Origin of the sequence: Bacillus sp. CDB3, from assembly GCF_002081505.1 — a bacterium.
GTDB lineage: Bacteria > Bacillota > Bacilli > Bacillales > Bacillaceae_G > Bacillus_A > Bacillus_A cereus_AT.
The window spans coordinates 1-23,266 of sequence record NZ_ALBR01000126.1 but is presented as its reverse complement, the minus strand read 5'-3'; the positions used below and the strand labels follow the sequence as shown (position 1 = coordinate 23,266).

Genomic DNA, 23,266 nt, shown 5'->3' with positions numbered 1-23,266 from the left:
TATAACATTATAAACTTTAATAATGATAATTATAATGTTATAAGTTTCAATTGCCATTCTATATTTTATTCAAAGGAGGGTGTTGCAAAACTTATAAATATCCAAAAATGAATGCATAAAAAAATCCGCTTTCCTGAAAGAATGATAGTAACCCACACTATCTCCAGAGAGGACGGATTTACTAGTATGATAACCAAGTTTGATGAAAATCAATCCATTTTACAGGTTTTATTTGCATACGTAGACAGTTTAACTATTGGAGGCGTTCCGCCTGTGACGGGTTGCCCACCTATCTGTAGAAAAGCTTTACTGAAATGTTTTTTTTGAAAACTGTATTCCAAATTGACTCTTTACGCAAATTAACTCGTTTTTTGCATCAATATCCTTCATTTCGTGTATCTTGTGGTCTTTCTTTTGTTCCTCATATATCTACTTTTTCACGTGTAGGTACTTGGTTTCGCAACGAAGGAATTCCGTTGATTCATAAACAAGCTCTTCAAGAAATGAATTTAGGGCTGATTCCGTGTGTTTTAATTGATAGTACAGCCTTACGGAGTAGTTTATACGATTCCCAAGCAAAATGGGGAAGTCTACTCGTTATGGTTGGTATAAGGGCTATAAAGCTCATGTCTGTGCTACACCAGAAGGTGTTGTATTGTTGTCCTATACATTTACAACAGCGAACGTACATGATAGCAAAATAGCTCCTGTATTACTTCAAGGTATACAAGATCGAAATGTCCTGCTTTCTGTGGCAGATGAGGTTTATGATAGTCAGCACATTTATGAAATTGCACGAACACGTGACATCTTTGCCATAAATCCAATCAACCCTCGGAATGGTGAAAAAATTAAGAATACACATCGTCGTGTATTGTCTCATTTTATACAAACCACCTTTGGAAAACAGTTGATGAAAGAGCGTGGGAAAATTGAACAACAGTTTAGTACATTAAAAGATAAAGGGCTGGAACAGCCTCGTTGGTATGGTCAAAATCGCTATCTACTACATGTTCAGCTAGTTTTTCTGATTCATAACATTGCATGTTTATTTTAGTTTTGCAACACCCTCTTGTAAGAAAAGATGTTATGAAAATTAAAGTGGTGATCAATTCAAAGAAAAGTACTCGTAAGGGTGTTTTTCTTTTTTATTCGTGATAGTAATGCGTACTAAAATGCGATACAATATGTACAAGGATTATTTTCTTAACTTGCATGTTCATGGACCTTTAGCTCAGTTGGTTAGAGCAGACGGCTCATAACCGTCCGGTCGTAGGTTCAACTCCTACAAGGTCCATCGCATTCTATTTTTACATTTCTCAATAGGAAACACAATGATATGTAGGGTTCTGTTGCAAAGTTTTTCGAGTGGAGCTAAACTGTAGGGAAAATGAGATGAGGAGAATGATACATGGGATATTTTAAAGGAAAACAATTCAAAAAAGATATTATTTTGGTAGCCCGTCGGCTACTATTGCCGTTTTTCTTTAAGTTATCGCGATGTATCTGAGATCCTGAAAGAACGAGAAGTTTCTGTTCACCCTACAACCATTATGCGCTGGGTTCATGAATATGGAAATTTGATCTATCAAATTTGGAAAAAGAAAAACAAAGTTGCACACCATGTTTGGCATTTAGATGAGACTTATATCAAAGTTAAAGGAAAATGGTGTTATTTATATCGTGCCATTGATAGTGATGGTCATACATTGGACTTTCAACTTCGAAAAACTCGTGATCATCAGGCTGCGTATGCTTTTATGAAAAGATTGGTCAAGCATTTTGGAGAACCATCGGTTCTCACAACAGATAAAGCGCTTGCTTTGTGCGTTCAAAAAATTACAGAAAGACGATTTTTATACACATACAAAACAATGTACCATCAAACAGCGCAATAATCTGATTGAACAAGATCATCGACATGTCAAACGTCGATTTGCGAAATCGTCTGGATTTCAAAGTATCCGACACGCTTCTCGTACCATAAAAGGGATTGAAACGATTCAGGCCCTATATAAACAGAGACGAAGTCTTGAATCAGATTCCGTCTTTTCTTCGTACAAAGAACTACAAAAATTAGTAGCGATTGCTTAAATTCTATCCCAAATTTATAGCCCTCTTTATATTTTTTCTAACTTTGCAACGGCCCCCCCGTTTTCTAACCATTTTTCTAATTGATAGGTACTTACATCATATTTTTTACTAGCTTGGTACAGAGTAATCCCTTCCGTTTCTCTTTCCTTTTTAATCCCTTCCACATCTTCTCTTTTGAAAAGGAAACTTCCATCTAATCGCCATGTATCCTTATTGATTGGAACTAATGTCTTCTGTTTCATCAGATTGTTTACAACGAAAGTACTAACCCTTAAATACTCTTTCACTTCATTTGTATTCAAAAGGATTTGTTGATTCTCATTCATATTTTTCTCCTTTTTATTTAATTTATATTCGATTTACACATTTATTTAATCGTATTTCAATTCAATAAAATGTATAATTTAAATTTATTATATCATATATAATGTGAAATTCTTTTTAGAAAATATATAACAATTCATTTATCTTTTTTAATTAAATTGTTATGTATAATTTTGAAATATTAATATGAAAAATTTATAAAAGAAATAACAGAATAAACATAGAAAATGGAAAGTTTTCTATAGTTGTTTTACAATTTCATTTTTAAAAAATTTAATCTTACTATATAAATAATTTTGAATGTAATTTAGTTATACTAATAGATACAAAGAGAATTAATAAGGAGTTGTAGAATCATGAAATTTGAATTGAATACGATCCATAATGAAACTTCTTTAGAAAATATAAAGAAACAAAAACAAGATCTAATAAACATACTTGCAGTATGGAATCGTGATTATATAGATGAAGCTGAATTTAAAAAGGAAAATAATGAAAGAGAAGATACATATACATACGAGGGATTTTCAGATGAAGAAATACTGTACTACTACTTGAACCGACAAACACATTTTGACCACGAAAAACGTATCAAAGATGCATCTAGAACTTTATACGCTCGTGATTTAAGCCAGTTTTACTTCTTTATCAAACAAAGTACAGCATTTCTGCAGCAAGATGTTACAGATTATAAAGTTAGCCAAGTCTGGAGGAATTTAAGAAAACGTCATATTCGTAACTATCAAAAATGGTTATCACAAAAGGCTGTTTCCTATCAATCAAAAGAAAAATACAAAGCATCTACGATTAGTCGGAAGTTTGGCGTGATCCGATCCTATTTGAAATGGTTATATGAAATCCAATATATTCAGGAACCTCTTCATGTGGAGATTTTAAGCACAACGTTGAATAAACAACATAAACCAAAGCGCGAGTTATCATACGAGGAAGTAAAGCAGCTACTCCACTTCTATAAGGATAACGAAATCAATTACGCTTTATTATCATTCCTAGCTACTACAGGATTACGCGTTGCAGAGGTGGCACATGCAATGTGGGAAGATTTTGAGTATGACGCTATACGTGGACGTTATTATTTAACAGTGAATACAAAAGGTGATGATGAGCGGATTGTTTCTATTAATAAGGAGATTTTTAATCGTATTGCCGTATTTCGAATTCGAAGAAGGTTACCTATAGATATTGGGAATAAAAATGGTGGAACGGTATTTCAAACGAAGAACTTTACTGCTTATAGAGAGAATTACTTGTCACAATATATTTCGAAAATCATTAAGGCTACTCAGTTACCATTTACAGAAAATATACGAATTACGCCCCACTTCTTTAGACATTTTTATGTTCAGTACTTGTATGATTACAAAGGATTACCACCTCATGTCATCGCAGCTGCAGTTGGTCATAAAAACGATCGGACTACGAAAGAAAATTATCTGAAGCAGAGATTGACGAAAGATAATGATGCTGGAAATCTAATTATGGAAGATGAATTTTAATTTTAACCACTTGATAATTAGTATTAGATGGATTCAATATTAACGTTTATAGTTATGTATTTTTTACACAATTAAAACATATTAACCTATTGCTTGTTTGTAATTATTCAATGTTCATCACGATTCCCTAAATATATAGCCTATCTTTAGAGAATCATGGCGGGCCTTGCTATAATGGGGCATCATACATGCCGATCAACTGGTTTTGTTGCAAAGTTTCTTAACATCAAATAAAATGAGAAATTTGTCACTAAATATTATGCAACCATAAATAATTTTTGAAATTCACTGTACGTCGAAAAACAGGAGGGGCAGTTTTTTATGACTAAATTTACTTCAGAAGAAAATATGAATGCAGTAATACGTTACCAAGACGGAAGTGAGAGTATAAAAGATATTGCAAAATCATTGGGAGCGAATCGCGAAATGGTTCGCATGTGGATAAAACAATTTGAATATCATGAATCCAGGCATTTGAAAAAAGCGGTTCTGGTGCAAAATTTTACGCTACCCTAAAAATATAGAATTAAAATACAAATAGGAAGAATAAAATGTATAAATATACAAGGTGATGTATGTTGAATTCGAGATTTTTGATCATTTTTAAACTTTGCAACAGAACCAGCAATCATTCACTTAGTAATTCGACGAATTTCGAACTATTATTTCACAAGTTGATCAAGTCATGAATATGGTGTATAGAGCCAAAAAATATATGGAAGTTGGGGGAGAAAAGTATGTCTCAAGCCAATATACCTAATATTACTCCTAATATTAGTGTAGATCGTGATGATGCGCTCAATTTATTATTATCTTCTATTGCATTAGAAGAACTTGGACTATCACATATTCTAAATGCCGAGGGAGAGAAGCTACAATATGTTTTAGGAACTTTACCGGGGAGAACAGGACCAGGTCCTAGCATTCAAGATTTACTCAATATCAATAAAAGTATTCAAGACATGGTAGATTCTGTAATGAAAGCAGAAATGTTTTTAGATGCAAAATTAAAAAAGGTTACAGATCTAATCAATCAACCAAAATGTCACACAGAATATATTTGTGAACCAATTAAACAGGCATGTGATGGCAGTACATTTCCTATTTTTTCTGCAGGAACCTCACCAGCGTATAATGGAACAATTACGATAACAAATACGGGCTTGCATTGTAATATGGTAATAACAGTTACAGATGCAACGGGTACGCACTCTTATACGATTCAGCCAGATTCAGATCTTTCTATTGCTGTAAAACAAGTAACGTCTGTTACGGGCCAATGTAATTGTGTAACAACGCCTTGTCAAAATCAATATTGTACGGGTGTATTTGAGGGTACGTTTAAGGTGGAAGGCGGCTGTTAATCTGTCTATAAAAAATTAATATATTCCGATTTAATGATTTATTATTTATTGGAACGGGTGTATATCCATTGAATCTACGCCTTGAGCATAATCCAATAAGGAGGAGAAAAAATTCATGGAAGACAAGAATAAAGTACAACATTTTCAATTAGAGATTATCCAAGCGGCAGCAGAAGAATGGCCCTGTTCCCCATATGGATATCAAGCTGCAGAAGGAGTCATGTATCAAATTAATCTTGTAACGGGAGAAGCGACAAGATTAGGGTCTATAACACCTGCGAGTAACAATTATAATGCGATAGGTTTTAACCCTAAGGATAATGTTTTCTGGGGCTACGATAATAATCGTCAGACAGTGGTACAAATTAATCCAGATTTAACTACAACAGCAGTATCAGTTCCTGGTTTACCTTCCGGTCCCTTTTTTGTTGGAGATGTAGATAAAGACGGACATTATTATCTGTTTTCTGAAAATCCAAGTACTAGCTATTATTCGATAGATGTAAATCAGGGTTCTCCAACGTATTTACAGGTAGAATCCCATTCGTTAAGTTCTACAACTGATGCAAAAGATTGGGGATTTAACCCTATAGATAATCAGTTATATGGTGTTCAGAATAATGGTCAAGTTATTAAAGTAGATCCTCTTACTGGTGCAGTGACTGCTTTACCAACAACAGGATTACCGCCTGCTCCAGGTTCAGACCAGTATGGCGCAGTATTTTTTGATCCAGATGGAGCTTTATATGCAATACACAATTCTAATGGAGTTGTTTATCGTATTACTTTTAGTGGAACTCCGACAGATGCTGCAACTGGAGTTGTATTTTCTCAGAGCGCACCAGCATTTTTTAATGATGGAGCAAGATGTGTGGCAGCGCCCCTAAATTTATTAGACATTGGAAATAACAAAAAAGTAGATTTAGCAAAAGCTTGTACAGGAGATGTCTTGACGTATACAGTAACAGTCAGGAACTGGGGAACAGTTCTAACTGCAATGAATTCTATTTTTAAAGATACGATTCCAACTGGAACCACTTTTATTCCGGGGAGTGTAATAATAAATGGGGCACCATCTTCTGGCAATCCGAATGATGGAGTACCAATTGGAGATATTGCCCCTCAGCAATCTGTAACGGTCACATTTCAGGTCCGAATTGGAGATAATCCTCTAAATCCAATTGTAAATCAGGCTAGTGTCAGTGCAGATAATTCTGCAACAACTGTTTCAAACCAAGTATCAACTCATGTTATTCAAGCTACCTTAACTGTGACAAAAGAGGCAGACGTAGGTGCTATTCAATGTGACCGTCACATTACGTACACTATATCTATTACAAATGAAGGTCCAGATGATTTAAATCAAATAGAAGTATTGGACCCGATTGATCCTAAAACTACGTTTGTTCCCAATAGTGTAAAGGTAGATGGAGTTCCTCAAACAGGGGCAAATCCTACTACAGGTATTACGATAAATCCTTTTCCCGCCCATACAACGAAAGTCATTCAATTTCAAGTACAAGTAGTACCAAATACAAGTGGATGGATTTATAACAAAGCACAAGCCATTTCTTGTGGAACTAACGTATTTACAAGCAATCAAACACGTGTCAAAATATGTCCATGTAATGTAGAGTAATAAGAATGTCATGGTAAATCTCCGCAGTTCAAAGTACACAATAGCCAAAGGTAAAACATATTATGTTACTGCAAATGAAGCCTATGTGTATGTGAAGTAGCAAGGAAAATAAAAGGACGCCTTCTCTCTGAAAGCGTCCGGTTTACATAAATTTCTCTCGGTGTCTGTTTTAGTATATGCTACCAAATTTCAGATATGATAGTTAACACGATATAAAATATGTCCATTGCAAACCCAAAATTAATATTTGCTACATCTAATTGAGGGTGTTGCAAAACTAAAATAAACATGCAATGTTATGAATCAGAAAAACTAGCTGAACATGTAGTAGATAGCGATTTTGACCATACCAACAAGGCTGTTCCAGCCCTTTATCTTTTAATGTACTAAACTGTTGTTCAATTTTCCCACGCTCTTTCATCAACTGTTTTCCAAAGATAGTTTGTATAAAATGAGACAATACACGACGATGTGTATTCTTAATTTTTTCACCATTTCGAGGGTTGATTGGATTTATGGCAAAGATGTCACATGTTCGTTCAACTTCATAAATGTGCTGACTATCATAAGCCGCATCTGCCACGGAAAACAGGACATTTCGATCTTGTATATCTTGAAGTAATACAGGAGCCATCTTGCTATCATGTACGTTTGCTGTTGTAAATGTATAGGACAACAATACAACACCTTCTGGTGTAGCACAGACATGGGCTTTATAGCCCTTATACCAACCATAACGAGTAGACTTTCCCCATTTTGCTTGGGAATCGTATAAACTACTCCGTAAGGCTGTACTATCAATTAAAACACACGGAATCAGCCCTGAATTCATTTCTTGAAGAGTTTGTTTATGAATCAACGGAATTCCTTCGTTGCGAAACCAAGTACCTACACGTGAAAAAGTAGATATATGAGGAACAAAAGAAAGACCACAAGATACACGAAATGAAGGATATTGATGCAAAAAACGAGTTAATTTGCGTAAAGAGTCAATTTGGAATACAGTTTTCAAGAAAAAACATTTCAGTAAAGCTTTTCTACAGATGGGTGGGCAACCCGTCACAGGCGGAACGCCTCCAATAGTTAAACTGTCTACGTATGCAAATAAAACCTGTAAAATGGATTGATTTTCATCAAACTTGGTTATCATACTAGTAAATCCGTCCTCTCTGGAGATAGTGTGGGTTACTATCATTCTTTCAGGAAAGCGGATTTTTTTATGCATTCATTTTTGGATATTTATAAGTTTTGCAACACCCTCCAGATATACAAATTGATTGTATTGAGAAAATAGTCTAATATACACGTTTTATGCGTCTATTAAAAGTATGCAGAATAGAAATGGCGGGCCAGTTTTTTTAGTAACAAATGATTCTAATTGTTTTAGCATATTGAGAGAAACCCATTTTTCAAAAAATACAAATTGTCCAACATAGTATGTTGTCTCTAAAACTTGATATTTATCAATAGATAAACAAAGGTAAAAAAAATGATTTGTAATATATAAGTAATGTTGGGCTGAAACTAAAAGGATATGTTGTATCGGTCGAAAAGATATCTGTCAGATTCTTTTATATTGGTTTCATCTCAACATGTGTATAAAAAAGAAAATGAGAAGGAGGGGATTCTATGAAAACTAGCCTTATTTTTCTAGAAGTATTTTCATAGTTAGATTACTTGACGCTGATACTCTATGAAAAAATCTGAAACCATCATGTGACAATCAGCAAGAATATTTTGATTTTTGAAATGGAGGAATTGGATGAAACGTATAGGTAAGTTAATCATCATGATTTTGTGTTGTACTATTTTAGGTTCAGCAAATTCGGTACAAGCAAGCTCCATACTGGTTTCTAAAGAAACAATCCCATCTGAACAGTTTAGTGTATTACCGCACAATATATCTAGAAATGCGTTGTTACTACCATTCAATCAGAGTCAGAATACCTTGCATGTAAATTCGTCAAAAATGAAACGACAATATATATCCCAAAATCCATTTTACAAGCCATATCCGTATACTTCCTCTTTATTCGTTACACCATTTCAAACCGACCGATCGATTCAACCACCTTATCCTAAAACAGGATTCACAATGCCTAATGTTACACATTCTACCCAACAAACATACACCATGGCACAATTACATGCCCTCAGCTATGAAAAATTAGTGCAAGTACTTTCGACAATACGTTGGAGTGACATTACCGATTTATTTCAACTTAATGCAGACTCCCTCAAATTTTATCAAGATCAAAATCGTGTCCAATTTTTAATTCAAGAATTAGAAAAAAGAGGAAATACGTATACAACAACAAATTCAAATGGAATAGAAACACTAGTAGAAGTATTACGTTCAGGATTCTATCTAGGCTATTACTATAAAGAACTTTCCTATCTTAATGATCGTAAGTTTCATGATAAATGTTTACCGGCTTTAAAGAACATTGCAACAAATCCAGCTTTTCGGCTGGGAACAACAGAACAAGATCGAGTCGTGGCGGCTTATGGAAATTTAATTGGAAATGCATCGAGTAATCCGGAAATTGTGTCGTTAGCGGTACCTATTTTAGAACAATTTAATCGAAATTTACAAGCGTATGCGAAAGAATATACAAAAGGAACAGCCGTATATAGTCTTTTAAGTGGCATTGACTACGATCTTCAAACGTATTTGTATCAAACTGGTATTGTACCTAACCAATCACCTTGGTATGGGAAAATTAATCCTTTTATTGAAGAGATTGGGAAAATAGCGTTATATGGTCAAGTAAATGCAGATACAGGCTGGATTATTAATAATGGAATTTATTATGCGAGTAGATTGGGTGTCTTTCATAGCACATCACAAAAAGGATTACAAATTATTACGGATGCATTACAGGTTTATTCCTATTTAAGTGAAGCGTATCTCACGGCCGCTCAACAAATTGATGAAAGATATAAGGGAAGAGATGCGAAAGGAAATCCAATTGATTATAAAAAAATACAAGAAGAAGGAAAGAAGTATTATATACCAAAAACCTATACATTTGATAATGGATCCATGATTATTAAAACCGGACAACAAGTAACGGAAGAGAAAGTCCAAAGACTGTATTGGGCTTCTAAGGAAGTGCAAGCACAATTTTATCGTGTGATAGGATCAGATATACCATTGGAAAAAGGACATCGTGATGATATCTCAACCATGGTCATCTATAATAATCCGGCAGAATACCAGTTGAATCGTTTATTATACGGATATGACACAAATAATGGTGGGATTTATATTGAACAAGATGGGACCTTTTTTACGTATGAGCGAACACCGCAGGATAGTATTTATAGCTTAGAAGAATTATTTCGTCATGAATTTACACACTATCTACAAGGACGTTATCTTGTTCCAGGATTATTTGGCCAAGGAAGATTATATGAAAATGAACGTTTAACGTGGTTCGAAGAGGGGAATGCAGAGTTTTTTGCTGGCTCTACCCGTACTAACCAAGTCGTGCCGAGAAAAACAATCTTACAAAATTTAGCGATAGATCCTTTGAAGCGATATACTTTACAGCAAACGCTTTATGCTACCTATGGAAGTTGGGAGTTCTATAATTATGCATTTGTTTTACAATCTTATATGTATCAGAATCGATGGGATTTATTTTCTCAATTACTCGATATTATTAAAAACAATCAAGTCACACAATACGATCAATATCGTGAGACATTAAGCAAGGATACCACATTAAATACGGCGTACCAAAATTATATGCAGATGTTAATTGATCATCAAAATGAATATACAACTCCAGCTGTGTCAGATGAATATTTAAAGCGTCCAGAACCAAAGCCATTAACGGATGTACAAAAAGAAATTACACGAATCATTCCGCTTCAGAACAACAATATAATTGAACAACAGTCTGATCTTTTTCATACGTTTACTTTACGTGGTACTTACACTGGAAATAAAACAACAGGTTTGGAGTCAGACTGGAGAAATTTAAATACAGTATTGGACGCCATACTAAAGCAGTTATCTACTAAGCCTTGGAATGGTTATAAAACGATGACGGCATATTTTACAAACTACCGAGTAAATATGAACAATCAGATTGAGTGTGATATTGTTTTTCAGGGCATTGCAAATAATATGCTCGTCTCTAAAGAACCAAATGATTCAATTCAAAATGCGACCCCACTCCTTTTCCATACAAGCTTTATGGGACGCCTTGATTCAAAGAATTCCCTAGATATCTATCAATTAGATGTGCAATCACTGAACAAATTGTCCATTGATATTACCAATCAAAATCAAATTCAAATGAATTGGATCCTATACAGTGAAAAAGACCTGAAAAACCCTGTGGTGTATGCGACTTTTCAAGGGCAACAATTAATGGGATCTTATACTGCACAACCTGGAAAATATTATTTATATGTATATAGTTATGACAATCGTCCAGGTGGGTATCAGGGAATGGTTACAATAAAATAGAAAAAGTTCAAGTGGTTTGTTCTTGTACAGTATGGATAATATATCCATACTGCTTTTTTATGCAAGATTTGAAAGTTCTTTTGATTCTGTTGCAAAGTTTCTGAACATCAAATTAGATGAGGGGTTTGTCACGAACTCTTATATGCCACGCTCTTTTAAAATTTCAGAGACATCACGATAACTTAACGAAAAACGGCAATAGTAGCCGACGGCTACCAAAATAATATCTTTTTTGAATTGTTTTCCTTTAAAATATCCCATGTATCATTCTCCTCATCTCATTTTCCCTACGGTTTAGCTCCACTCGAAAAACTTTGCAACAGAACCTATTTTTCTCTATTTATTGGTCGTCCAAGACATTTACAATAATGAAATTGTTGCTTTGAAACTCTCACATTGCAATGATTTACAACTGGTTCTAGAAACACTTGATTTAGCAACACCAAAAAGAGATGTGTATGGAACCATCATCCACTCAGATCAAGTGCTTATCATCGTACGCTTCAACAGCTAGGTGCCATCGGCAGCCACTCCCGCAAAGGAAACTGCCATGACAACGCTTGTATCGAATCATTCTGCTCTCATTTTAAATCTGAAGTATTTTATCTCAATGATTATCAAACAAAAGGAGAGCTGATTCAAGCAATTGAAACATACATCTATCATTGATAACTACAAACGATTCTAAAAACGACTCAATCATCGAGATCCGATTAAATATCGAATCTCAATGGCTGCTTAGTCTTTTTTTAAAGCTGTCTACTTGACGGGGGGAAGTCCAATGTGAGTGCCTTTTTTGTTTCTACAATCCTTAAAAGTCATTTTATGGTTTATTTTTCAATATAGATAGAACGCACAATAGTACGAGTATACGTGTGGCCTTCTTTATTTGCACCTTTTATATCGAGGGTAAGATTATATACACCAGGTTGTTCAATATTTTGTAAAGTGGAAGATAAGGTATTCTCATTTACCTGTTGAATATCATGAGATTGTGAAAGTAAAGTTCCCTTTCGATCTACTACGCGAACTGTTATAGAAACATCTTCATCTTTGACTGGCTTTCTATCAGGAGACTGGATATATAATTTAGTTTGGTTGCCCTTTATCTTATAAGGGTGCTTCAATTGAAAAGGTGCTTCTTGTTTATATTGTACAATGGCCAAATAAGCATCCTTTTCGGTTGCTTGCATATTTATTTTCCATTCCCCTATTTCCAGATCTTTTACTTGAAAAGTCTGAATAAAAGCTCCTTTAAAAAAAAGATCCTCACCAGTTGTCAATACCGCATCTTGTTTGTTGTATATCTTTCCTGACGGTGAAATGAGTTGTATATCTACATTTTTAGTCGCGGTCAAAATAGATACCGTTCCCGGTGTTAGAGTATCCACAGAAAACGTAGCACGATTTTCTTTATGTGGAATCAGTTCCCCACCTAAAACCGTTTGGTTTTCTATTGTGTCCATCTCTGCATATTGCTTATCATGAGAAGGAGATGAAGGTGGTAGCGGTGCTTTCCCCATTTTTTTCGTTCGTAAATATGGTTCTATTCGAGAAAAAACAGCTGTTCCTGTCCGAATGAAATCATGATCTAATGTGGCATCAGAAAAAAGATGGGTACCATACGGTAATGTGGTACTCCATTCGCTGACAAGTCCATCGTTACTTCCATACGGTGACAAATATAATCCTCCCACGGACAAAGCAGAAAAAGTAGGTCCCCAGCTTGTCCCCGCTATCGTGTAATACTGGTTGGATTTTGTAACAGGATTCGTATCGATAATAGAGCGAAAACGTGACATCTCTCCTGTTTGTAATGCATAGGTTCCTTCATCCCTTTGGCCTAATAAGGAGGCCAGCCATCCTGCCCACCAACTATACGATAAATCTGCTAGATGAGTTCCGTAATGAGGCGATCCAAGCGTAATCACTTTATCAACAAAGCGATGGGCACCATATTGTACAAGAGCGGCCTGTGTATCAATGCCCCCCTTACTGTGTGCAATGATGTTTACTTTCTTTCCAAAATGTTGATAAATGGCTTCTAATTTTTCAGCTAACAATTTTCCATTTGTCCAAGGGCTAACAGAACCTATGCCTGCCGCATCATAAAGTTGTACAAAAGCAGTTTGATAACCAGCATAGTAGGCTGTATCATACATATTATTTTTTCCATGATAGTAAGTATCTCCATACCAATCGTTAGCCTTTCCGTTTTTCCCTTGCACAAATACGATTGGTGACTTTGTAGGATCTATATAGGCAGGTGTTGCTCCAATAAACCAATCTCCTGGTTGAAAGGTTTCTTTTGGTGGAAAGATCTTTCCGTAATCAGGAACTGTCTCTGCTGATACAGTAGACATACTGCAGGTAATGGTACAAAATAAAATCAAAACAAATGCCTGTAATAGTTTCTTACTCTTATTCAAATACAATCCCCCTCATTTTCTATTCTGTAAAAAATAATACGAAGCTAGGATTCTTTCATTAAAGTCCTCCTTTTTCAATTAATTTGTACTGATATTCTATTTTTATACTAGAAAAACCTTTCATTCTACTCCGTTCACCATATTTCTCAAAAATTATCATCTATATAGAGAGTATAATACATGCTATAAGAATAGAATCACAATGCCATTAAAAACATTTTCATACCCTTATGACCTGTTCTTTTTAACACTCTGCTATATAAAGGAAGGAGCCCTAGATGCTTAAAAGAGGAATACAAATATTAGTTACTCTATCTTTGATTATATTAGGTCTTCCTATGATTTTTTTAGTTTATATGACCTGGATACAGAAAAAGCCACCTGAATCTTTGAAAATCCCCATAGAAAATTCTCAAGAAAAAAAATTACGATCTCATACTCCCTTCAAAGTAACTACCTTTAACATTGGTTACGCGGGATTAGATGCGAAGCAAGATTTCTTTATGGATGGAGGAACAGGATCACGTTCTCGGAGTAGAGAACAAACGAATATCAATTTACAGCACATGTCTTCATTTTTGAAGCAAGAAAACGCAGATTTTGTATTGTTACAAGAAGTCGATATCAAGGCGTTACGCTCCTACGATCAAAATCAATATCAATTTTTTCAACAGAGGTTATCATCTTATGCTTCCACATTTGGTTATAATTATAGGACTCCATGGGTCCCGGTTCCCTTTCTGCATCCCATGGGATATGTAAAGTCCGGGCTTGCTACGTTTTCTACCTATTTCATAAAAAACGCAACCCGTTTTCACTTACCAGGGAGAGAGCCTTGGCCAAAGCAACTTTTTGATTTAGATCGGGCTATGATAGAACACCTTATCCCTATTGAAGGTGGAAAGAATTTGAGAATCGTAAATTTACATTTATCGGCTTATGATACAGATGGGAAAATACGCAAACAACAAATTGAATATATAAAGCATTATATGCATGCACATCATCAGAAGGGGGATTATGTCATTTTAGGTGGGGACTGGAATCAATTACTTGCAGATACCCAGCTTCAAGATCCAACATTTTTAGATTCCTGGCCAGAATGGTTAGTGGGTTTGCCGAAAGGGTTTACAGAAGGAGGATTTCAATGGGCAATCGATCCTTCGGTGTGGACTGTACGTGATAATCGTACAGAGTACATAAAAGGAAAAAGTTTTGTGACGATTATTGATGGCTTTTTAGTCTCACCTAATGTTGAAATCCTTCAGGTCAATGGGCATGATTTCCAGTTTACACACAGTGATCATAATCCTGTGAGTACTATCTTTCAATTACGTTAGAGCTGAAATATGATGCGATTTACTAGTAAATAAAAAATAGGGAGAGATGAATGAAAATGAAAAATGTATATACCATTATTGTGATTGGGGCTGGCACAGCCGGAATTTCCTTGACTGCACATTTACTCCGTCATGTTCCTGTATTAAAAGAACAGATAGCGATTATAGACCCCGTATCACAACATTATTTCCAACCACTATGGACCTTTGTGGGAGCTGGAATTGTTAAAAAAGAAACGACAATGAAAAATCAATCAGACTTGATTCCTAAGGGCGTAAATTGGATTCAAAAGAAGGTAATACAAGTCAGCCCTACAGAAAACAGACTGATGTTAGAGGATCAAACTGTTATTGCATATGAGATTTTAATTGTAGCTTCTGGTGTTCAAATACATTGGGATCACATTAAAGGATTGACAGAATCGATTGGGAAAAATGGGGTTTGTAGCAATTATTCTTATACCTATGCGGATGCAACATGGAAAGAAATTCAACAATTTAAAGGAGGAAATGCCATCTTTACTCACCCTCATACTCCTATCAAGTGTGGCGGAGCACCTCAAAAAATTATGACCTGGTCAAGAAAAACTGGAACACAAATTAGATTACGCAATTGATTTTGAATATTGATAAGGAGTCATTCCGTTTAATGTTGAATGAGGACGAACAGAATGATAGTACATATAAATAAATTCAGCTACTAACTGATTCACTTGGGACAGGGAAATGAGCTTTTCTCCATGTAAGCATTCTCGCTTACAGATACTAAAGAAAGATTCTATTACTGCATTATCCCAACAGTTTCCTTTTCGGGACATACTTTGTTGAATTTTTTGCTGTTTACAAAAATCAGTCACTTGGTAACTGCTAAATTGTGATCCTTGATCGCTATGAAATAATATGTTTTCTCGTTTCCCATATGTGTTTTTTACTAATTGAGCATCTTGACAAGTATCTAACGAATAACCAAGCACCCGTCGGGTGCTAATATCTAATGCCGCACAAAAATATACTTTCATCCCATTCATCAAACGGAATTCCGTAATATCACATACTACAGTTGGTATGTCTTTCTTACCAGGTTTAAAGGATCGCTTTAATACATTGGGAAATGTACGGTGTTCTTGTTTTCGTTTCTTATAATAAGTGACAACTTTTGACTGCAAGCCGGCTTTGCATAACGCTTGTCTTACTTGTGACAACGTAACCTTGACTCCCTTGTTTACAAGATAACGGTACAACTTTCGATACCCCATTCTTCCTTTTAAACATTTAAATTGCATGACAATATAAGCCGCTGTCTTTTTACGTTTTTTCTGATTTTCAGTGGGTTTACGATGAATATAGTCGTAAAAACCACTAACAGACACTTGTAATCGATGGCAAAGCCAGCGCACTCCAAATATTTGATTATATTGTCTTATAAACTGAAAGCGTGTTAGTTTTGGTTGCTGGCAAAGAAGGTTGCCGCCTTTTTTAGAAATTCATTTTCCTTTTTTAACGCCTGGATTTCTCTTCGTAAAGAACGTAGTTCTTCCAGTTCATTGCTTTCACAGGAGGAAATCTGTGTAGAATATTTTTTAATCCATACATTTAGAGTTCCGTTACCCAAGTCAAATTCTCTCTGGATACTTGAAATAGAACGACCTTCTTTGATCACCAATTCAACACATTGTCTTTTAAACATTTCATCATACTGTTTTTTCATCTGAAACACCTCTTCATATAGAATAATTTATCTCTATACTGTGTTCCAGTTTTACTGTACCACCTCAGGATGTAGATCCGTATACATTACAACATGTACGATATCCAAATATATTTGGAATTGGGGATTGTACAAATCTTCCTACTTCTAAAACGGGGGCAGCCATTCGAAAACAAGTTCCTGTGTTAAAAGAAAATATAGTAGCATTCTTACATGGTCAGGAAATACAGGTGAGATACACTGGCTATACGTCTTGCCCGATTGTCACGGGATACAAAAGTTTGATTTTAGCAGAATTTGATTATCAATATGAAGAACAAGAAACATTTTCATTTGATCAATCGAAAGAAAGATACAGTATGTTTTTGTTAAAGAGATATGCACTCCCCTTTATGTATTGGAGGTATATGCTGAAAGGAATTTTGTAATGTGATACACATTGTAAAAAGGAAAAACGGTTAGAAATGATTTGAAACGTAAGGAGGACGATTTATGTTATTAGAATGCTTTTATAATGATAGATTGGCTCATGCTTCTTAGGTTCTATTGCAAAGTTTAAAAATGATCAAAAATCATGAATGTCCTATACATCATCTTGTATAATTTATACAATTTATTCTTCCTATTTGTATTTTAATTCTATATTTTTAGGGTAGCGTAAAACTTTACACCAGACCCCTTTAAGTTATCGTGATGTCTCTGAAATTCTGAAAGAACGAGGAGTTTCCGTTCCCCCTACAACCATTATGCGTTGGGTCCATGAATATGGAAATATAATCTATCAAATTTGGAAAAAGAAAAACAAAGTTGCACACATGAAAGTGAAAGGAAAATGGTGTTATTTATATCGTGTAATTGATAAAGACGGATACACATTGGATATTCCACTTCGTAAAAAGCGCAATCCCCAGGCTGCTTATGCTTTTATGAAGAGACTCGTAAAAACATTTGGAGAACCAATGGTTCTCATAACAGATAAAGCCCCAGCTTTACTTTGCGCATGTAATAAATTAAAAGAACAAGGTTTTTATAAACGTACCATTCATTGTACAAGTAAGCATTTGAACAATCTTATCGAACAAGATCATAGACATATCAAACGACGTTTTTCCAAGTCCGCAGGATTTCAAAATATTCGCCATGCTTCACGTACCTTGAAAGGAATCGAAACGATTCATGCTCTATATAAACGAAACCGAAGTTTGTGGACCAAACTTCGGTTTTCAACGTACAAGGAATTACACAAATTATTAGTTATTTCCTAAATGTTCACCCTCATGTATCAATACCTGTTTTTACTTTTTTAAACTTTGTAACAGAACCATTTTCTACATAATTATTTAACTTTCTCAACAAAATACAACTATTATTTTACACAGAAAGCATTTCGAAAAATCAGATTTATTTGTATGATGAAGGGAAGGTATTTCGAAAAATCAGATTTTATATAGGTTCGCCTGTATTTGTTCTGGTCATGTGTGATTCGCATTTTGATCCAATATTCTAGCCGCTAATTATTACTTTTTCTTCGGTCCCAGAGATAATATGCATACATGTGATAAGTTTTATTGGTTTAGTCATGGTGGTAGTACTCTTTCCATTCATGGTTTGAGTCAGTATAGTTAAACACCTTACACTATACCAAGATATCTTTCTGATCTTCAAGGATACATGTTGAAGTCCTATTGTTACCAAAAATACTTTTTGATATCTTAGGTTATAGATAAATTGTATGCCGCCACCAAAATTAATAGGGGAGGAAAAATGATGCGATTCAAGATTAAAGAAACGCGTAAAAGGTTTGGTGATACCCTACAAAGTTTAGCTGAAAAAATTGATTATGATTATAGTAATCTGTCTAAAATTGAAAGAGGTCTTTATACTCCTTCCTTAGATTTACTTAGTAAGATTGCTACAGTATATAATATTGAAGTAATCGATTTAATAGTTCAGTCGAACATAACAAGTAAGAAAATTTTAGATATAGGGGATATGGAACTTTTACAATATTACACTTTCACCTTAAACGAAGAAGAAATTTCGAAAGAAGAAATAGAGTTTTTAATCCAAACCCTAAAAATTATGCGTCAAACAATCAAAAACGTAAAAAGACAGCATCTTAACGAATAACATTGCATCTTTGGAACACGAATAGAATAAGATCCCATGTATCACCTCTTTCTCCTAAAAAGCAAGAAACTGATCGACATGTTGCAAAGGATGTTGCAAATCTTTTTTATAGACAGGCATACAACGCCCCATTACTTCTATAACCTGATTGTGGTAATGTTGAGGTTCTAGATAAGTAATTATAAAAATATCTGAGTTTTGATTCGGAAAATAGTAGAATAAAATTCTTTTTTGATCCCATGCTAATGTATAAAGTTGTTTGAGTTTTTTTCTTGTAACTCTATCTCCTATATGAGAAGCAGTATCTACTGTTTCTCCAACCAAATCATCTCGTTTTTGACGAATTGAATCGAGTAATTCAGGACAAATATCTGTAAAAACAAAATCATCACCTGATTTTTGGAATGTGAAATACATCTTAGGGTGTACATTTTCATACTCTTGGAAAAGATCTTCAAATACGGAATGTAAGACTGGCTTGAGTTCGATATGCGATCCCTCCTTTCATTGTTATGCAAGATGTATAAAGATTACATAGCTTAACCAATATGAGTACTATATATTTACTAAAAAACATGCCCTTTATTTGAGATAAAGGCATGTTTTTTAGTAAATAATTCAATATTACTTCTTATTTTACACAATTTCCTTATGTTGTGTATTGAGAAACTGCTATCTATTTTCCTAATGAAATAAACATATAATGACATTTCCAAACAAAAAAGTGCATATTTATCATACTGTCCGTTTGTTGTTCTCTATAAGAATAAGTGAATTTAAGGAGAGAATCCGTTTATCTATAAGTTTTTTCTCTAAAAACCATATTTATCATTATTTTATCAATATTTAGGTCTATTATACCAAATTACTTTTGTTGCAAAGTTCGTTAAAGAATAGATGATTTCAACTCAAAGCACTTCATTTCACGCGATTGTTACTAAATTCCGTAATTCATTGTACGTGAGGCATGAAGAATAAAGAATGAAGAATGAAGAATACTTTGGAATACCGCGGATCTAGTAAAACTTAGTTTCACATGCCTATGGTCTTGCTCTATAGGGTTCCGTTGGTGATGCTGCCTATGATAGCCAAACAATTTATGGAAATGAAGAAACATTCAGTATCTTTCCTGTAAATCCAATTAATCCATGAAACGGTACAAAAACAAATAGTACACACCGTCGTGTGTTATCTCATTTTGTAGACACAACTTTTGGGGAACAGCTATTGAAAGACGCGGGAAAATTGAACAGCAATTTAGTAAACTCAAAGATCAAGGGTCGGAACAGCCACGGTGGTATGGGGAAAATCGTTATCTATTTTATGTTCAGCTAGTTTTTCTGATTCATAACATTGCATATTTATTTTAGTCTTGCAACAACCTCAAAATTACGACTAGGAATTTGTCAATATATACGATGTCTTTAATAGTGACATTTTCGTATATATTTAAATTAAGATTCGATGTTATTGTTGGAAATGCACCAATAACAACATCAAGAGGAGTTGTTTTATACACTATGCTAAACTTAAAAACTAAATTCAAGAAAATTATCCCAGCTTCAATGGCGCTAGCTACACTATTAACAGTTGCGCCACTATCTTCTCATGCAGCGACAAATATAGATACTAGTCAAATGGAGGAGGTGGTTGGAAAGTATTTCAACTAATAATCCCAATACTCCGTTACCTTTAATAGGTGAAAAGACCACTATAGAATCATATATATATTGATATTATATCTATGAGGGATTTTCCGAAGGGGCATGGAGCCCGCAAGGCAATCCTGGATCTATGTTTCAACATGCAATATTTATAGACGAAAATTTAAAACCTTTCCCAAGAATAGATGGTAAATACTATTTAAAAAATACAACGGATGTCAAAACAGGAGAACTTCTAGGAAAATGGGCTATTCCAAAAGATGAGGATTGGGTGAAAGGAACTAAGTCTATAACAGAGTATTATTATAAAATAATAGATTCACAACGGTTAAATAAAACCTTTGCCTATTCACTTCACCTTGATAATACAGTAGGTGTTTCACAAGAAGAAGCTTTTTCCATCGGACAAACTTTAGGGTTAGATTTTTAAATTGGATATAGACACGCATTGAGAGTGGGTGGTAATGGGATGTGGCAAACGACGAGAACAATAGGAACCAATTTATTACAACAAAATTCCATTAGACGTGAGTTTAATTTGCCGCAAGCAGTATTTAATTATAATCATTCGTATTTTTGGGTGGGTGTTAGGGATAACAAATTACTTTGTAAAACCTCCTGCAAGATTACAAGAAGTACTGGATACATTTAATAAACCTTCATTAGAAGGACATCAAATGGAGATAAGGTTACAATTACCTACCATTCAATCACAGAAAACATCTAATTTTCACACTGTGCGCACAAAAGGATCAGGGAATCCAGAAACGATTGAGGAATCATAAATAGAATGGACTTCCTCTTCTATTATGATAGTCTATTTCATTGAAAATATAAACAGTGATCTAGACTTATATATATGCCCTCTTTAAAAAATCGTCACATCTAAAAACATCTATATGTCAGAAATAATTATTATTTTGAATGATTTGGGCAAATATAGATGTGTCGAAAATATAAGTAGGACTTATATATAAATTTTTAATGAATTAAGCTAATTCGCCTATTTCGGATTTTTAGACAAAAACACTCAAATAAAAAACAAGGAGAGCGCAATATGTTTAAAGGTACTAAAAAGTCGCTAATGATATTGGCGTCTATAGTAGCATTCACATCCGTATCTGTTACATCCGTTTTTGCAAAAGAAGAACTGAATGACCATACTCCTCAGCAAAAAATAGAAAGCAATGAGGGTGAGATTTTAAATCGTGACAAAAGATCAGGAAAAACAAACAGCTTGAAAAAGAAATTGCAACAACGGTTTCATAAAAAATATAGTAAGACAAATGAAAATGTTCTTATTACAGTATTGGAAAGAGGGATATCTGAGGATGATATTGTAAATACCATGGCTTATGGAAATAAGTATTATCATCCGGAAGAAAATGGAATGGTATACCATTTACCTTCAACCGGACTCGTTGTGACAGAAGGATATGATGTTAACAAAAAGGAATATGTTATAAAAACAATTGAATCAAATATAGCTTACCCAAATTCACGCTGGAAGAAGTTAAAAACCCCTAAAAATGATGATGTACTAGATTTCAAGGATAAAGAGAAAGAAGCAACTGCATATGGTGCAGCACTTTCTAATAATCGAGAAAAAATAGTATTGACAAAAAAAGAAAAAGAAGCTTTTAATAATTATGAAATGAATGGTACAAGGATTAATCAGGCTTTACGGGAAGGAAAAGTAAATGGTTATGACAAAGAGTATGTGAGGGTTGCAAAAGACTATGCTATCATTATGGATTCTGTGTTTAAGAAAAGTTTGGCTAAACTTTCTGAAGAACTCAAAGTATACAGATATACAGATGAAAAGCAATTTGGTTTTGACAGAAATACTTTTTTCCCAGAAGGGAAAGTAAATATGGTTGGAATTGAACAATTTAAAAGGCAATTTGAGGGTAAGGTCTTATCAGACAAAGGATTCACAAGCACTTCATTAGCAATCGTAGATAAATATTTGGGAGGACATCCAAAAACGGTTCGTATGGATATCAAAATACCAAAAGGGGCGCATGCAGTTTACATGCAAAATGAATATGCAGAACTGGTTCTACCTAGAGATTCTAATTTTAAAATTAATAAGGTTTCAGGAATTATTGAAAAGGGCAAACTAATTATGAAAGTAGATACAGAGCTTATTCCAGGTTCGGCCCCAAATTTTTTTTAATATCAAATGATGGGTTTGTCAATAGCTTTTATGCAACGATAAATATTTTTTGTAATTCACTACTCTAAAATTATAGAATTAAATTTATAACAGAACCAAATCGATTGATTTTCATCAAAATCGGTTATAATACTAGTAAATCCTTCCTTTCCGAAGGTAGTTTGGGATACTATCATTTTTCCAAGTAGACGGATTTCTTTATGCATTAATTTTTGGATATTTATGAGTTTTGCAACACCCTCAATAAAAATTTTGCAATCTTCTATCCCAAAATTGTTCATATTCTGAATTTGTCATTCTTAATTTTGAGCTTTACCTGGAATGTCAATTTAGGAGTTATTTTACATCATCAGTAACGATAAAAGTCCAATTTCTCAGCATTAAAACTGAGAAAT

General features: G+C 34.3%; 16 protein-coding genes, 1 tRNA gene and 9 pseudogenes. 19 read left to right on the top strand and 7 right to left on the bottom strand.

All coding sequences use genetic code 11. The annotated features are described in order from the left end of the window. Positions 1–186: 186 nt before the first annotated feature. The 3 genes and pseudogenes from CDB3_RS30175 to CDB3_RS30165 all read left to right on the top strand — a co-directional run bounded on the left by CDB3_RS30175 (position 187) and on the right by CDB3_RS30165 (position 2,094). Positions 187–1,057: pseudogene (locus CDB3_RS30175) on the top strand (transposase). Positions 1,058–1,223: 166 nt separating this feature from the next. Beyond that, positions 1,224–1,297, top strand: a tRNA-Ile gene (locus tag CDB3_RS30170). A 114-nt stretch (positions 1,298–1,411) separates the two neighbouring features. Then, a pseudogene (locus CDB3_RS30165) lies at positions 1,412–2,094 on the top strand (IS6 family transposase). A gap of 32 nt (positions 2,095–2,126) precedes the next feature. Here CDB3_RS30165 and CDB3_RS30160 read toward each other — a convergent pair. Further along, positions 2,127–2,420: pseudogene (locus tag CDB3_RS30160) on the bottom strand (DNA-binding protein); the annotation flags it as partial. A gap of 354 nt (positions 2,421–2,774) precedes the next feature. Here CDB3_RS30160 and CDB3_RS30155 point away from each other — a divergent pair. The 5 genes and pseudogenes from CDB3_RS30155 to CDB3_RS33210 form a co-directional block, all read left to right on the top strand. Continuing rightward, complete coding sequence (locus tag CDB3_RS30155; protein WP_128857010.1) at positions 2,775–3,935, top strand: tyrosine-type recombinase/integrase; 1,161 nt, start codon at positions 2,775–2,777, stop codon at positions 3,933–3,935. 321 nt (positions 3,936–4,256) lie between these two features. Beyond that, entirely contained in the window at positions 4,257–4,451 is a 195-nt protein-coding gene (locus tag CDB3_RS30150) for a transposase (RefSeq protein ID WP_128857009.1), read from the top strand. Between the two features lie 221 nt (positions 4,452–4,672). Next, entirely contained in the window at positions 4,673–5,299 is a 627-nt protein-coding gene (locus CDB3_RS32805) for an alpha-helical endospore appendage domain-containing protein (RefSeq protein WP_256869985.1), read from the top strand. 115 nt (positions 5,300–5,414) lie between these two features. Then, complete coding sequence (locus CDB3_RS30140) at positions 5,415–6,938, top strand: DUF6923 family protein (RefSeq protein ID WP_128857008.1); 1,524 nt, start codon at positions 5,415–5,417, stop codon at positions 6,936–6,938. An 18-nt stretch (positions 6,939–6,956) separates the two neighbouring features. Continuing rightward, positions 6,957–7,038: pseudogene (locus tag CDB3_RS33210) on the top strand (N-acetylmuramoyl-L-alanine amidase); the annotation flags it as partial. Between the two features lie 177 nt (positions 7,039–7,215). Here CDB3_RS33210 and CDB3_RS30135 read toward each other — a convergent pair. Continuing rightward, positions 7,216–8,088, bottom strand: coding sequence for a transposase (locus CDB3_RS30135; RefSeq protein WP_128857007.1), 873 nt, complete (start codon positions 8,086–8,088; stop codon positions 7,216–7,218). 612 nt (positions 8,089–8,700) lie between these two features. On the opposite strand from CDB3_RS30135, the gene CDB3_RS30130 reads away from it, so the two are divergent. Next, positions 8,701–11,421: a collagenase gene (locus CDB3_RS30130; RefSeq protein ID WP_128857006.1), complete on the top strand. Its 2,721-nt coding sequence runs from the start codon at positions 8,701–8,703 to the stop codon at positions 11,419–11,421. 141 nt (positions 11,422–11,562) lie between these two features. Here CDB3_RS30130 and CDB3_RS30125 read toward each other — a convergent pair. Then, positions 11,563–11,682 (bottom strand): annotated as a pseudogene (locus tag CDB3_RS30125) (IS6 family transposase); the annotation flags it as partial. Between the two features lie 569 nt (positions 11,683–12,251). Continuing rightward, the gene (locus tag CDB3_RS30120; RefSeq protein WP_372708569.1) at positions 12,252–13,784 is read right to left on the bottom strand and encodes an esterase/lipase family protein; all 1,533 of its coding nucleotides are present in this window, start codon (positions 13,782–13,784) and stop codon (positions 12,252–12,254) included. 344 nt (positions 13,785–14,128) lie between these two features. Between CDB3_RS30120 and CDB3_RS30115 the strand changes: the two genes are divergently transcribed. Continuing rightward, positions 14,129–15,190: an endonuclease/exonuclease/phosphatase family protein gene (locus CDB3_RS30115; RefSeq protein WP_128857005.1), complete on the top strand. Its 1,062-nt coding sequence runs from the start codon at positions 14,129–14,131 to the stop codon at positions 15,188–15,190. 50 nt (positions 15,191–15,240) lie between these two features. Then, positions 15,241–15,762 (top strand): annotated as a pseudogene (locus CDB3_RS30110) (NAD(P)/FAD-dependent oxidoreductase); the annotation flags it as partial. A 33-nt stretch (positions 15,763–15,795) separates the two neighbouring features. Here the strand turns inward: CDB3_RS30110 and CDB3_RS30105 are convergent. Continuing rightward, positions 15,796–16,674, bottom strand: a complete 879-nt coding sequence (locus CDB3_RS30105) for an IS3 family transposase (protein WP_128857004.1) — start codon at positions 16,672–16,674, stop codon at positions 15,796–15,798. Next, positions 16,629–16,898, bottom strand: coding sequence for a transposase (locus tag CDB3_RS30100; protein ID WP_128853850.1), 270 nt, complete (start codon positions 16,896–16,898; stop codon positions 16,629–16,631). Before CDB3_RS30100 ends, CDB3_RS30105 begins: the two co-directional genes overlap by 46 nt. A 68-nt stretch (positions 16,899–16,966) precedes the next feature. On the opposite strand from CDB3_RS30100, the pseudogene CDB3_RS30095 reads away from it, so the two are divergent. From CDB3_RS30095 to CDB3_RS30085, 3 genes and pseudogenes are all read left to right on the top strand, one after another. Further along, a pseudogene (locus CDB3_RS30095) lies at positions 16,967–17,326 on the top strand (pyridine nucleotide-disulfide oxidoreductase); the annotation flags it as partial. A gap of 252 nt (positions 17,327–17,578) precedes the next feature. Next, positions 17,579–18,163 (top strand): annotated as a pseudogene (locus CDB3_RS30090) (IS6 family transposase); the annotation flags it as partial. A gap of 502 nt (positions 18,164–18,665) precedes the next feature. Further along, on the top strand, positions 18,666–19,028 hold the full coding sequence (locus tag CDB3_RS30085; RefSeq protein ID WP_128857023.1) for a helix-turn-helix domain-containing protein: 363 nt from the start codon (positions 18,666–18,668) through the stop codon (positions 19,026–19,028). A 54-nt stretch (positions 19,029–19,082) separates the two neighbouring features. Here the strand turns inward: CDB3_RS30085 and CDB3_RS30080 are convergent, their stop codons facing one another. After that, a complete protein-coding gene (locus tag CDB3_RS30080) occupies positions 19,083–19,445 on the bottom strand; it encodes a hypothetical protein (RefSeq protein ID WP_128857003.1) in 363 nt (120 codons plus the stop codon). A gap of 645 nt (positions 19,446–20,090) precedes the next feature. Between CDB3_RS30080 and CDB3_RS30075 the strand changes: the two are divergent. The 5 genes and pseudogenes from CDB3_RS30075 to CDB3_RS30060 all read left to right on the top strand — a co-directional run. Continuing rightward, positions 20,091–20,398, top strand: a pseudogene (locus CDB3_RS30075) (ISNCY family transposase); the annotation flags it as partial. Between the two features lie 150 nt (positions 20,399–20,548). Beyond that, positions 20,549–20,698, top strand: a complete 150-nt coding sequence (locus CDB3_RS31935) for a hypothetical protein (RefSeq protein WP_179139784.1) — start codon at positions 20,549–20,551, stop codon at positions 20,696–20,698. A gap of 124 nt (positions 20,699–20,822) precedes the next feature. Next, positions 20,823–21,122 (top strand): hypothetical protein, encoded by a 300-nt coding sequence (locus tag CDB3_RS30070; protein WP_128857002.1) that lies wholly within the window; start codon positions 20,823–20,825, stop codon positions 21,120–21,122. Between the two features lie 154 nt (positions 21,123–21,276). Next, entirely contained in the window at positions 21,277–21,477 is a 201-nt protein-coding gene (locus CDB3_RS30065) for a hypothetical protein (RefSeq protein ID WP_142263503.1), read from the top strand. A gap of 272 nt (positions 21,478–21,749) precedes the next feature. Continuing rightward, complete coding sequence (locus tag CDB3_RS30060) at positions 21,750–22,871, top strand: ADP-ribosyltransferase (protein WP_256869984.1); 1,122 nt, start codon at positions 21,750–21,752, stop codon at positions 22,869–22,871. The last annotated feature ends 395 nt before the right edge of the window (positions 22,872–23,266 follow it).

Excerpts from the sequence above, each read along its gene's own strand:
- CDB3_RS30135 (WP_128857007.1), bottom strand. The coding sequence starts at position 8,088 with ATGATAACCAAGTTTGATGAAAATCAATCCATTTTACAGGTTTTATTT.
- CDB3_RS32805 (WP_256869985.1), top strand. The coding sequence starts at position 4,673 with ATGTCTCAAGCCAATATACCTAATATTACTCCTAATATTAGTGTAGAT.
- CDB3_RS30100 (WP_128853850.1), bottom strand. The coding sequence starts at position 16,898 with ATGAAAAAACAGTATGATGAAATGTTTAAAAGACAATGTGTTGAATTG.
- CDB3_RS30120 (WP_372708569.1), bottom strand. The coding sequence starts at position 13,784 with ATGTCTACTGTATCAGCAGAGACAGTTCCTGATTACGGAAAGATCTTT.
- CDB3_RS30150 (WP_128857009.1), top strand. The coding sequence starts at position 4,257 with ATGACTAAATTTACTTCAGAAGAAAATATGAATGCAGTAATACGTTAC.
- CDB3_RS30155 (WP_128857010.1), top strand. The coding sequence starts at position 2,775 with ATGAAATTTGAATTGAATACGATCCATAATGAAACTTCTTTAGAAAAT.
- CDB3_RS31935 (WP_179139784.1), top strand. The coding sequence starts at position 20,549 with ATGCTAAACTTAAAAACTAAATTCAAGAAAATTATCCCAGCTTCAATG.
- CDB3_RS30080 (WP_128857003.1), bottom strand. The coding sequence starts at position 19,445 with ATGTATTTCACATTCCAAAAATCAGGTGATGATTTTGTTTTTACAGAT.
- CDB3_RS30130 (WP_128857006.1), top strand. The coding sequence starts at position 8,701 with ATGAAACGTATAGGTAAGTTAATCATCATGATTTTGTGTTGTACTATT.
- CDB3_RS30070 (WP_128857002.1), top strand. The coding sequence starts at position 20,823 with ATGTTTCAACATGCAATATTTATAGACGAAAATTTAAAACCTTTCCCA.
- CDB3_RS30085 (WP_128857023.1), top strand. The coding sequence starts at position 18,666 with ATGCGATTCAAGATTAAAGAAACGCGTAAAAGGTTTGGTGATACCCTA.
- CDB3_RS30140 (WP_128857008.1), top strand. The coding sequence starts at position 5,415 with ATGGAAGACAAGAATAAAGTACAACATTTTCAATTAGAGATTATCCAA.
- CDB3_RS30060 (WP_256869984.1), top strand. The coding sequence starts at position 21,750 with ATGTTTAAAGGTACTAAAAAGTCGCTAATGATATTGGCGTCTATAGTA.
- CDB3_RS30115 (WP_128857005.1), top strand. The coding sequence starts at position 14,129 with ATGCTTAAAAGAGGAATACAAATATTAGTTACTCTATCTTTGATTATA.